Origin of the sequence: Acinetobacter sp. YH12072, from assembly GCF_013419565.1 — a bacterium.
Lineage (GTDB): Bacteria > Pseudomonadota > Gammaproteobacteria > Pseudomonadales > Moraxellaceae > Acinetobacter.
On record NZ_VOZV01000052.1, the window covers coordinates 1 to 12,212 of the forward strand.

12 protein-coding genes are annotated in these 12,212 nt (G+C 41.4%); 3 read left to right on the forward strand and 9 right to left on the reverse strand.

Going from position 1 to position 12,212, the window contains the following annotated elements:
• Positions 1 to 311: transposase (locus FTU19_RS14910; RefSeq protein ID WP_180131805.1), on the reverse strand; the 311-nt coding region annotated here is incomplete at its 3' end.
• On the reverse strand, positions 259 to 705 hold the full coding sequence (locus FTU19_RS14915) for a transposase family protein (protein ID WP_180131807.1): 447 nt from the start codon (positions 703 to 705) through the stop codon (positions 259 to 261). The genes FTU19_RS14910 and FTU19_RS14915, both read right to left, overlap by 53 nt.
• Before the next feature lie 532 nt (positions 706 to 1,237).
• On the opposite strand from FTU19_RS14915, the gene FTU19_RS14920 reads away from it, so the two are divergent.
• Positions 1,238 to 2,443, forward strand: a complete 1,206-nt coding sequence (locus FTU19_RS14920) for a DUF1615 domain-containing protein (RefSeq protein ID WP_180016643.1) — start codon at positions 1,238 to 1,240, stop codon at positions 2,441 to 2,443.
• Positions 2,410 to 3,075, forward strand: a complete 666-nt coding sequence (locus tag FTU19_RS14925; RefSeq protein ID WP_180016644.1) for an HAD family hydrolase — start codon at positions 2,410 to 2,412, stop codon at positions 3,073 to 3,075. The genes FTU19_RS14920 and FTU19_RS14925 overlap by 34 nt, the downstream gene beginning before the upstream one ends.
• A 53-nt stretch (positions 3,076 to 3,128) precedes the next feature.
• On the opposite strand, the gene FTU19_RS14930 is transcribed toward FTU19_RS14925, so the two are convergent.
• Both FTU19_RS14930 and FTU19_RS14935 read right to left on the reverse strand, forming a co-directional pair.
• Positions 3,129 to 4,223 (reverse strand): acyl-CoA desaturase, encoded by a 1,095-nt coding sequence (locus FTU19_RS14930; RefSeq protein WP_004786314.1) that lies wholly within the window; start codon positions 4,221 to 4,223, stop codon positions 3,129 to 3,131.
• A 14-nt stretch (positions 4,224 to 4,237) separates the two neighbouring features.
• Positions 4,238 to 5,302 carry a ferredoxin reductase gene (locus FTU19_RS14935; RefSeq protein WP_125279328.1) on the reverse strand — a complete coding sequence of 355 codons (1,065 nt, stop codon included), beginning with the start codon at positions 5,300 to 5,302 and terminating at the stop codon, positions 4,238 to 4,240.
• 153 nt (positions 5,303 to 5,455) lie between these two features.
• Here FTU19_RS14935 and fabR point away from each other — a divergent pair, with 153 nt between their 5' ends.
• Positions 5,456 to 6,133: an HTH-type transcriptional repressor FabR gene (gene fabR, locus FTU19_RS14940; protein ID WP_004786319.1), complete on the forward strand. Its 678-nt coding sequence runs from the start codon at positions 5,456 to 5,458 to the stop codon at positions 6,131 to 6,133.
• 47 nt (positions 6,134 to 6,180) lie between these two features.
• On the opposite strand, the gene FTU19_RS14945 is transcribed toward fabR, so the two are convergent.
• From FTU19_RS14945 to FTU19_RS14965, 5 genes are all read right to left on the reverse strand, one after another.
• Positions 6,181 to 6,981, reverse strand: coding sequence for an alpha/beta fold hydrolase (locus FTU19_RS14945; protein ID WP_034702914.1), 801 nt, complete (start codon positions 6,979 to 6,981; stop codon positions 6,181 to 6,183).
• Positions 6,982 to 7,109: 128 nt separating this feature from the next.
• Positions 7,110 to 7,376: a PAAR domain-containing protein gene (locus FTU19_RS14950; protein WP_180013129.1), complete on the reverse strand. Its 267-nt coding sequence runs from the start codon at positions 7,374 to 7,376 to the stop codon at positions 7,110 to 7,112.
• A 145-nt stretch (positions 7,377 to 7,521) separates the two neighbouring features.
• Positions 7,522 to 10,359 (reverse strand): RNA polymerase-associated protein RapA, encoded by a 2,838-nt coding sequence (gene rapA, locus FTU19_RS14955; RefSeq protein ID WP_180016645.1) that lies wholly within the window; start codon positions 10,357 to 10,359, stop codon positions 7,522 to 7,524.
• A 143-nt stretch (positions 10,360 to 10,502) separates the two neighbouring features.
• Entirely contained in the window at positions 10,503 to 11,099 is a 597-nt protein-coding gene (locus FTU19_RS14960; protein WP_306669877.1) for an RluA family pseudouridine synthase, read from the reverse strand.
• Positions 11,100 to 11,277: 178 nt separating this feature from the next.
• Positions 11,278 to 11,988 (reverse strand): phosphopantetheine-binding protein, encoded by a 711-nt coding sequence (locus FTU19_RS14965; RefSeq protein ID WP_180016647.1) that lies wholly within the window; start codon positions 11,986 to 11,988, stop codon positions 11,278 to 11,280.
• Positions 11,989 to 12,212: the final 224 nt, after the last annotated feature.

Below are 12,212 nucleotides of genomic sequence, written 5' to 3' on the forward strand. Positions count from 1 at the left end.
TTATAGATTTTCAATTCAGGATCCAATTTACAGTGTCTTTTGGCTTTTAATGGCAACAGGCTATTCGGATACAACACATAAATCCCCTGATAGCCTTTATCTGCAAGAATAAAAGCCCCAAAAGGAATCTGGTTTAAATTGCGTTTGAACAACTCGAAATCATGCACTGCACCGCGACTGGTACATAAACTCAGAATTTGCTGAGTTTTGTAGTGAATCATGGCCTGTACTTTAAAGGTATGGGTCTTTTTCTTACCGCTATAGCTTTTCTTCTGTTTTTTTAGGCCTTTGGATTGGAATTTCTGTGGCATCCACGATTACAACATTCCAGTCGATGCCTTCGCCCTTGGGTAAATCTTTGGATAAATTAAACAGATTGGACCGAATCAGGCAGTCTTCAACATGACGGACAATTCTTGAGGCTGTGGGCTCTGAAACCCCGTAACTCGTCGCAACATGAAATAAGGTTCGGTATTCCCGCCAATAGCTCAGACAGAGCAGAACCTGATCCTCCAGGCTTAACTTGGGCGGTCTGCCTTTGGCAGAGACATGTTTCTGCAATTGCTCAACCATCAAATAGAAAGTTGACCATGAGATGCCTGCGTATCGCTTGAACTGAGGATCAGAAAGCTTGTTTGAATCGATGTATTTCATCCGCAGATTATGCACGAATGCCAAGAAATCCAGAGTGCAAATATTAACCAAAAAGAAGATCGTTTTTTGATTTATGAAAGAGATCTATTATCTATCACAGCATTTATAACATATAATATTTATGTGATTTATCATCCATTTTAACAGGTTATTGTTAAATGAAACGTATTTTTATGTTTTTTTTGCTATTTATATCTTCTATTACTAGTTTAATCACGTTTAGTCTAGCTGGTTTAGCTAAAGATGTTTTTTTTCTGGAAATTGGTGTCTTATTTACCATCATTACCCTTCTAGTTTTTGCTGAGATTAGGTCATGGAAAAGTGACCCTTTCAGGGAGTAACATTAAAATTAGATATAGGCCCATATTTAGTGGGCTTTTTTTACAATAAATTTATTTATTAAATCCTATATCTTAGAATAAATTTTATTTTATAAATATGCTTTCATGGATTTTAGACATCTACGCTTGAGAAACTGACTATTAACTACAATGAATATAGATATAAATTCATCACTTTTCTGATGGGCATAGTATACTGCATCTGCCTTGTTCACTCATCTTTTCAATTTATTTACGACACCATGAACAAATATTTTGCTCAAGTTTTTTCTCTTAAGTCCGTATCCATACTTGCTTTATCTATTAGCCTTGTAGGGTGTGGCAATGGTTCATGGTGGTCAAATGATGAACCAACTCTTGAAGTTGAACATATTCGTAAAGCCATTCCAGGTCGTGTCAGCCAGCGTGAATCCTGGGCACAAGATATTTATGACATCACTGACCAGCTCGGTATTCCACAAACCAAAGAGAATATCTGTTCAATCGTGGCAGTTGTCGATCAGGAATCTAACTTTAATGCAGACCCGGTAGTTCCTGGTCTTGGTGAAAAAGCCGTTAAAGAAGTTCAGGAACGTCTGGAAGAAAAATTTAAAGATAAACTTGGTGAAAGTATCGGTGGAACAGTTGCAGGATATTTCCAGGATGTACTGAAAAACCAGCCAAGCCCAGAAGACAATTATCTAAGCCAGATGCGCCGGGTCAAAACCGAACGTCAATTAGATGAACTTTATCGTGAAATCTTTGATTACATGGCCAAGCATTATCATGTAAGTGCACTGACAGGTGCAGCCAAACTATTTGGACAAAATATTGGCGAAAAAATGAATCCGATTACAACTTTGGGTTCCATGCAGGTTCATATCAGCTATGCCAAGGAATATAAACGTCAAGGGGGCAGTATTGCTGATTTGCGTAGTGACCTGTATAGCCAGTATGGTGGACTGTATTATGGGATTCATCGATTGATGATGTACCCTGCGGATTATGAAAAACCGATTTATCGTTTTGCTGATTATAACTCTGGGATGTATTCCAGCCGTAATGCAGCATTCCAGAGCATGTTAAATAGCTTAACCGATGCCGAATTGAGCCTGGATGGCGATTTACTACTATATACTAAAGATGGCGCGATTCGCTCACAAAAGAGTCAATCTGAACGAGAGCTCATCAGCGTTTTTGCAAAAAATAATTTTATTATTACTGAACGTCAGATTCGGGCGGATTTAAAAAAAGAAAAAGTTAAAGATTTTGAAGATACTATAACTTATCGTGGCATCAGTAAACTTTATCAAGAAAAAACCGGTAAAGAGCCAATTTATGCAATGATGCCAGAAGTCGTGATCTCAGGCCCAAAATTGAGTCGTGAGTATAATACTAACTGGTTTGCCAGCCGTGTCGATGGTCGTTATCAAACATGCATGCGCCGCATCAAAAACATAAAACTCTAGCCTTATTTGATTTTGATGGAACCCTGTATCCTTATGACAGTTTTACAGGGTTCATTTTCTATGCTTTAAAGAAAAGGCAGATTTTAAAACGTGGCATTCGTATTCTGCCTTGGATTCAGGCTTACTATCTTAAGCTCTATCCTGCTCATGCAATGCGCCCAAAGCTGTATTACACCATGTTCAAAAATAGTCATGCGCATGAAATTCAGCAGCTTGCCGAAGAATATGCACAGCAGCTTGTTTTAAGATTAAATCCCAAGCTATTAAAGCAACTTAGACAACATCAGCAACTCGGGCATCAAGTCGTTCTCGTTTCTGCTTCACTGGATTTATATTTAAAACCGGTTTGTACTTATTTAGGCATTGACCTGATTTGTAGTGAAGTAGAAATTCTGACAGGCAAAATGACAGGTTTATACAACACACCTGATTGTAGTAAGGATCAGAAGAAAAGTAGAATCTTGGAAAAATATAATTTAGAAGATTATGCTGAAATTTATGCTTATGGAAATAGCGAAGAAGATGAGGCAATGTTATGCCTTGCACAGTATGCTTATCTGGAAGGACGAGATAAAGTACTTCCACTACTTGAAATGAATTTACCCGAGTCTGAGCTTAAAATAATTAATTAAACTGAGAATAATAAAAAACCGCTATGAATAGCGGTTTTTTATTGAAATCCATCTTACTTCTTAAACGGAAAAGCATATTTCACAATACGTTTAATTACGCTGCCATACTGTTTTACCAGACTAGCATTGTTATAGTTCAGACCATATTTTTTACATACCGCTTCTACCTTTGGCGCCATTTGACGATAACGGCGTGCAGGCACATCTGGATATAAGTGATGTTCAATCTGATGGCTTAAATGTCCAGTCAAAATATGAAACGCTTCTGAACCGGTTAAGTTTGAAGAACCACGAATCTGGCGCATATACCAGTGACCACGACTTTCATTTTCCATCACAGCTTTCGGAAACACTTCTACATCTTTAGTAAAGTGACCACAGAAAATAATACTGAAAGTCCAGATATTACGAAGGCCATTTGCCACCAGGTTACCTGTCAATACCGGTAATGCTGCAGGACCTGCAATCAACGGGAAGAATACATAATCTTTGAATAATTGCTTGCCAATTTTACGCTGCATTGGCTTCCATTCTTCAAGAGTTTGTTCTTTGGTTTTACGGCCTTTGAAGTATTTACCCAATTCAAGGTTTTGAATGGCTACGCCCCACTGGAATAACAAGCAAAATGGAATACTGTAAATTGGCTGTAATAAATAACCTGGTTTCCAGCGTTGCTCAGGGAACAAACGCAACAAGCCATAACCAATATCATCATCCATGCCTTTAATATTGGTATAGGTATGATGCTTGAAGTTATGGGTTTGACGCCAGTTGTCTGAAGTTCCGACAATATCCCACTCGTAGGTTTGGCCATTGAGCTTCGGATCATTCATCCAGTCATATTGACCGTGCATGACATTATGACCCAATTCCATATTTTCCATGATTTTGGCAAAGCCTAATAAGCCTGTACCCAACAACCATGCTGGCGGGAACCATCCTGCAAATAATAAGGCACGACCTGCAATCGATGAATAACGGATACTCGAATATACGCGACGGATATATTTGGCATCTTTTTCACCTAAATCATCCAGCACTTCCTGTTTGATGGCATCAAGCTCACGTGCAAGTTCATCTAGCTCAGACTGGGTCAGTTCACGGTTTTTAGGATTTTTAAAATACTGTAATTTTACTGGCATATTCATAGGATAAAACTCGCTTATAAGTCGATGACAAGGTCAGTCTGCGCTGAGTTAACACAAATTTTTAAAAGATTACCCGGCTCGGTATTTTGTGCGCCATTGACCAGATTCTTGGTTGAACCTTCCGCTTTATTACAGGCACATTTATTACAGATGCCCATACGACAGCCATGGGTCGGTCGGATATTCTGTTGTTCCAGACTCACCAGAATCGACTGGCCTTTAGGAATCGTGACGATTTTTTTTGATTGAGTCAGGGTTACATTGACAAAACCGGTATCAGCTTCATCATTCAGACTCATGCTGAACGCTTCACTTTTGAACAGTTTCGCTGAAGCAAACAGTCGTTCTGCAGTCGCAACAAAACCTGATGGTCCACATGCATAGACTGTACTTTGTTCCAATGCTTGCAATTGGTCTAGATAAGATTCATCAAGACGCGGTGCAGCCGGTTGTTCCTGAGTTGCAAATACCTGATAAGAAAAGTTTGAAAACTTTTGTGCCAGCTCTTCAAAACGCGCAATGAAAGCAGCATCCTGGTTTTTCTTAACCCAGTACCATAAAGTTACTGGTGCAACCAGTTCAGCTTTATCTTTTAAAGCTTCCAGCATACTCAGCATTGGGGTGATACCACTACCCGCAGCAAGCAAAAGCAATGGGCTGTCCTGTTCTGGCAAAGTCATGTCACCGAAAGGCTGACCGAATTCAATGATATCGCCGACTTCAGCCTGTTCAGCAAACCAGGTAGTAACTTTACCCGCATTCACTTTTTTAACCGTCAATAAAATATGCTGCTGATCAATACGGGTCAGACTATAGCTACGTTCATAACGAATGCCGTTCACCACCACAAATACAGGATGATGCTGGCCCGCCTGACCGAACTGGAATAAATGATTGACACGAATCGTCAGGCTCAGCATATCCTGCGCAGCATGTTCTTTGCGCACAATCTTGCCTAAGGGCTGATTCATTGACCATAAAGGATTTAATTTCTGCATCCAGAAATTAATCGCATATGGATCAATCACACTCTCTTTCAGCGTATTTAATGGCGTTTTAAGCTTTTCGAGTACAGGCATCGTTTTAGACATCACCTTGGATTTTTAATTATTATACACTTGTATATATATTTGTATATACATTTGTATTGTTTCTAATCATTTCACAAGCTGGACTGCCTTCGTTATAATGTGTTAATGCCTTTTACTAATCACCTCATGAATGAGCCTTCAATGAAAATAAGCAGTGACGCGTCTTTACCATCGAAAAGCATTGATGAGCCCATTATTGTCCGTAGTGTGGGCCGTAAAGCGACCATTACCAAGGAAGAACTGTTCCAGGCTGCTTTAAACCTGATCGGACCACAAAAAAGTATTTCATCTTTAAGCTTGCGTGAAGTTGCTCGTGAGGCTGGAATTGCTCCGAACAGTTTTTATCGTCATTTTAAAGATATCGATGAACTGGCGATTGAGCTGATTGATCGTGCCGGGATTGTGCTGCGTCAGATTCTCAATGAATCTCGTCTAAAAGCATCGAAACAGAACAGTATTATTCGTAGCTCTGTTGAAGTCTTTATTGCTCAGCTGGATGCTGATGAAGGCAATTTAAGCCTGTTGTTACGTGAAGGCTATACTGGTTCAAAATCTTATAAACAGGCAGTCGAACGCCAATTGAATTATTTCCAGCAGGAGCTTCAGGAAGACCTGATCCGTCTGGAACGACTAAATAATAAAAAATTATTTCATCCCGAGATTGCGGCCAGAGCGATTACCCAACTGGTATTTAATATGGGTGCCAATGTGATCGATATGGCACCTGAAGACCGTAAGGAAATTGCGGAACAGACCATGATCATGATTCGCATGATTCTGGAAGGTGCCCGTCATCTGGATCAATCTCAGATCCGTTAAGCCAGCTGAAAAAAAAGACTCTTAGTGAGTCTTTTTTATTACCAAGATTAAAGCTTATTCAATCTGGCTTTAACATGGTTTGCCGTCATTTCCGGATGCTCTAGTGGAAACATATGTCCGCCCTGCACCACCGAATAATGAATTTGGTAAACCTTATGCATGCCTTGTGGTAAACCTTGCTGATAAAACTGGCTGCGCTCTGCTGTGATTAAATGTATCGGAACCTGGGGTGGTTTTCTTGGTGTACGCCACCACCAAGCCGGTACAGTCCGGAAAATTTCTGCCTCAATCTGTTTGGGAATGGCTAAAGTTACCCCTCCACGCTCTTGATCAGGCACAATCCCGCTTTCGATATAATCCTGAAAACATTGCTCATCAAAATGCTTAAACAGACGATTCGATCTCAGCGCTTCAACGGCGTCCTGTTTAGATGGCCAGTAATCTTTACGTTTTAGGGTAATACCTGCCGGAGTGAAACGGTCAATACTTTTTAAGTTGAGCTTTTTCACGACTTCAAACAGTGCACTGTTTTTACCAATCACGAAAGGTGGATCCATGATCACCAGTTTGGAAAATAAATCCGGACGTTGATAGGCTGCCATTAAAGTTATCAAACCACCAAATGAATGTCCCAGCCCAATCACCTTTTGATCCGGAGATTGCTGCTGGATATCCTGTATCACTTCATTTACTAGATAACGCCAGTCTTTGGTAATTGGATAGGCTGGATTCATCCCGATCAGCGGAATTGCCTTGACCTGATATTCATCCTGAAAATAATTTAAAAACTTGCGATAGCTTGCCGATGGAATGCCATTGGCATGAGTAAAATGCAAAACCTGTTTCATTATTTTCTTTGATCATTTCTTTATAAAGTCTGAAAGAAGCTTAATATTGAAATGCAAAATTCTACAGAACCAAATTCATCAATCTATGACCTTTAAGTCACTATGAACTCATGTCTGGATATAGATGATTATTTTTTGGAAATAGTCAGGTTTTGCATCGGCAAAAAAGTGGCTCCACAACTGGCTTTATCTCCAGCAATGATTACAGCCCTGCCTTTGACTATTGTAGATAAATCACTAGCAATAGCTGTCACGGTAGTTTGGCACTTGGGACAGTAATGCTTCATGCCATTCAGATGCACCGCCATGCCATTAATTAAAAAAGAGTTTTCACATTCAGTGACCATACCGCCATGGCTGGTTTTCGCGCCAACAGTAATCAGTGCTTTGGACATAGTATTTATTTCTTATTCTTAGAGGTGCTGATTTTAAACAATACAGAAAATATCAGCTAGCACAGCCCGACCAAAAGCTCAATCATGACTTTAATTCCAGCCATAAAAAAGCAGCCCGAAAGCTGCTTTCATAATTCATTAGATCTTATGGCTTAACCACGACCATTACTTGAATCGCTTCAGGTGTTACAGATAAACCTTCTAACAAACTCAAACCTTCTTTCTGCAATTTCTGTAAACGTGCGATTTCATCTTCACGGATACTTGGGTTGAACTGTTTTAAGTAAGTCAGACGGTCAATTTCATACTGCCATTTATTACCATATACTTCTTTAGCCTGCTGCTTGAAGTTTGGCAATGCTGAACGAGCCAATTCCAATGCTTGTTGATAACGCGCTTCAATTACTTCACGGCGCGCTTTCACTACCTGACGGCAGCTATTGCCATCTAAATGATGTAGATATGGTTTCAGGATTTCAGGCGCAATCTTCTGAGACAGATCCTGACCTTTTTCACTCAGCAATACACGGATCAGCTGCTGTGGCAAGCTTGACGGTAAGTTCAGTGCTTTTGGTGCAACCACATCAACCTTGAACCACACTTCCATCAATACAGAACCTTGTGGCAATGCTGCAGACTTTAAGACCGCAACGTTGGTACTACCAAAGCCCTGAGTATTGATCATTTCCATCACGCTTTCAGTGAATGGATGCTCTAAAGTTAGATATTGAGCATCTTCACGGATCTGAGCCTGGTCACGATAGAAGGTGGCTGTCATACCCTCTTCATCCAGGGTCAAACCTTGTACCTGCATCTGATCCGTTGGCTTGATGATCACCGTACCATTGCTTTGCTCATCAAAGTCGATATTGGTCGATGCCATAAAACGCTTCATGAACATTGGCAAGGTGGTATTGTCATCATAGTCTTCAAGCGCATTAACAATTTCCTGTGCCACGACGGGACGGCAAGAATTGTACTCAAGCAGACGGTCACGACCTTCCTGCAACTCGGCTTCAAGCGCTTCACGTTGTACGCTAACTTCTTCCAGCAGATCTTCAAATTCCTGACCTTTATCTGCCAGCAAGCAATCTTTCAGGGCAACAATAAAGTTTTCTTGCAGCGTTTGCGCCGTTGGAGAAATGTTGCTGAAAATATTCAGCGCTTCGTTATACCAACGGAACATACGCTCCTGCGCAGTACCCACCAGATAAGGCACATGAATCTGGATACGGTTTTCCTGACCGATACGATCCAGACGACCAATACGCTGTTCCAAAACATCCGGATTGGCCGGTAAGTCAAACAGGATCAAGTCTGATGCAAACTGAAAGTTACGGCCTTCTGAACCGATTTCAGAACATAACAGAATCTGTGCACCATAAGATTCTTCAGCAAAATAAGCTGCTGCCTGGTCACGTTCCAAAAGACTCATGCCTTCATGGAACATGGCAGTACGGATACCTGCATGCAGACGTAATACATTTTCCAGTGCTTCAACCACTGGACCACTACGGGCAATCAGTAATACTTTTTTGTGTTTCAGATCAGTACGCAGCTTTTCCATCAACCACATTACACGCGGATCGGTTTCCATCCACGAGCCATCAAGTTGAGATTCTTCCGGCCACATCTGTTCACGTAGTTTGCCATCTTTAGACCAGTTTTCTGGCGCTGGCAATGGTGCTGGCTGACAGTCACGACCCGGGAAGCCCTGAATCGCTTCACGTGTGTTACGAAACAGGATACGACCCGTACCATGACGGTCTAGCAATTCATGAATGGCACGGAAACGTTGCTCTGGGGTATCTTCAATCGCATGACCAAGCAGGCTTTCAATCGCAGTGAAATGCTCAGCTTCCAGTGGAAGGTCTGACATCAGTACTTCAGCGATTTTAGCGGTATGCTGATATTGCTCTTCTTCATCTAGGAAACGATCCAATGAACTGAAACGTTGCGGATCAAGTAAACGTAGACGTGCAAAGTGAGATTCTACACCGAGCTGTTCTGGTGTTGCAGTCAATAACAATACGCCCGGTGTTTTCTCTGCCAGCTCTTCGATCAGATCATAACGGTCATTGCCGCCTTCTTCCTCAGACCACATCAGGTGATGCGCTTCATCGACAACCAACAGGTCAAAGCCCGCTTCAATCGCCTGTTCGCGTAGATCTTCGTGATCCACCATCAAGTCCACAGAAGCGATAATGCGCTGCTCAGTCAGGAACGGATTTAGATCAGGATCATGCTCTTTGATCGATGCAGTACGAGCCAAATCAAATAGGGAGAATTCAAGATTGAAACGACGGCGCATCTCAATCATCCACTGATATTGCAGTGAATCCGGGACCAAGATCAGAATACGTTCAGAACGGCCAGTTTTAAGTTGCTGATGAATGATCAGACCTGCTTCGATGGTTTTACCCAAGCCTACTTCATCGGCCAGTAAAACACGCGGCGCGAAACGCTGACCGACTTCATGTGCGATATACAACTGGTGTGGAATCAGACCCACACGCGAACCGACCAAGCCACGCAATGGACTGGTTTGCATATTGGCTTGCATGAGCAAGGCTTCAATACGCAGGTCATACCACTCTTTATAGTCAATCTGGCTAGCCAGTAAACGATCTAAAGGTTTAGACAACTGGATCGTTGCACCTACACGGGTTTCATTTAAAGCTTTACGTTCTTCTGTACCATCTTCAAGAGTACGAACCACGTGATAACGCACTACACCATTGCGGTCTTCAACTGACTCAACGGTCCAGATCGTACCTTCCTGATCTTGCAGTTCGTCATTCGCATTGAATACGATACGAGATAAGGGTGCGTTACTGCGAGCATAGACGCGAGTTTCATCGCTTTTTGGGAATAAAATGCTGACCGATCGCTCATCAACATCAATGAGAACCCCTAAACCGAGTTCTGTTTCAGTATCTGATAACCAACGTTGACCAATAGCAAATTGCTGCAATTTTTCCACCTTTATCTTAAGTACAAGATTATGAATATCAGGCTCAATCACGAAACGTCATTTGAGCAAAATTTCACACCTTCAAGCAATGTATTTTGACATAAAGCCCACTAAAAAGTGAGCATAATTCACGTCGATTAAACAAGTATTTCCTAGAATTCAGCCGGACAATTAAATTCAATTAACTGTTGTGTTTTAGGATGATAAAAACTTAAACGCTCGGCATGTAAGCATAGACGCGGACTAAGCTGTTGCTGCTCTGGCGTTGCATACAAGGTATCGCCAATAATCGGATGCCCGAGATATTGCATATGTACACGGAGCTGATGTGAACGACCGGTAATCGGAGTCAGTTTCACCCGAGTCACAGCTTGCCTCTGAATTTCAAAATGTTCGATGGCCTGCCATTCTGTAATTGCCGGCTTATTATGATTCGGTTCAGCAATATGCAGTGGTGGACGGCTTGGATCGTAAATGACAGGCACATCAACTGTACCCTTGCCTTCTAATGTTCCAGCCACGATGGCTTGATAGGTTTTATCGGTTTGGCGTTCCTGGAACTGGCGGGAGATGGATTTTTGCCCTTCACGGCTTAAGGCAAATACTAAAATACCGGAAGTGTCTCGATCCAGACGATGGATCAGCAAAGTTTTAGGTTCTAATTTGATGAGGCGATTGATCAGGCAATCTTGTAAATCTTCTGTTTTACCGGGCACTGTGAGTAAGCCTGCAGGCTTATGGATGACCATAAAATCTTCATCACGATGTATCAGATGTTCGGTTAGAAAATTACTCAAAGTTCAATCCCACGCTGATCGCGAAAAACAAGGCGGCCATAATAGAAAGCTTGAGTGATAATTACAATGCGCATTTATGTAAATGGCGATGAAATTTCCGATTATTTTAAGAAAATTACCCAATTACCGATTATCGACGTGCAGATTGCATTACAAAGCTCGCTAAATCATGTAATGACGAGTGTTCCAGCACATCTTCATAACGCAGATCAGCACCATGCGCACGCCATGTGCCAACCAGACTGACTACTGCTACAGAGTCCAGTCCATACTGCTTTAAATCAGCATAAGGATCAATTTCCAGCGCATCCATATCCAGCTGTTCAGCTACTGCCAACATGATGCCTTTAGTTGACAATACATATTCTGACGGCGCACTTAAGTTCCATAATCGGGTCAGACTATAGCTGTTCATATGATGCAAAGCTTGTGCCGATATATTCTCAATCCACTGGATATGCTGTTCCTGACTAGGCATCAAAATTGCATCATTAATTATGCAAATTTGTTCTGTCACACTTTGCAGATGTGGCAAGATCTGTTTCAGCATCGGTGTGATTTGTCCGGCAAAAATCAGTTGTGGATGAGTTGAAGCATATTCTCCAAGTTGCTGCATACCTTGCATTAAATCATCGCCATACAAATCAACGATTGGAATATCGAGTGCTTTGGCTTTATTACTGATCTGGATCAGATGAGTTATCAGGTCGCTGTCTTGTATGCCCTGCTGCATACGCAAGTTTTGCAATCCGACTAAAACCAAAACAGATTCATTTGATGTAAGCTGCCATTTGGCTTGAGATGGCGCGAGTTGGATTTTTTTGGGCATGGGGTACAGCATGGGAGGCTCTTATAAATACAAAATAGCATGATGATTCATGCTATTTTAGTTTAGCATCGATTTGAAAAACACTTTGATTTTACAGACGTTTATTGTTCTATGTTATGCACCAATTAAAATGTCTATGCGATAAACCATTTAAAATGTCCTGTTTTTAACTGCAAGAGTCAAGCACAGGATTTAAATTTCTTTGTTCAATAACAGCTTTCTGAGCTTTACGACTC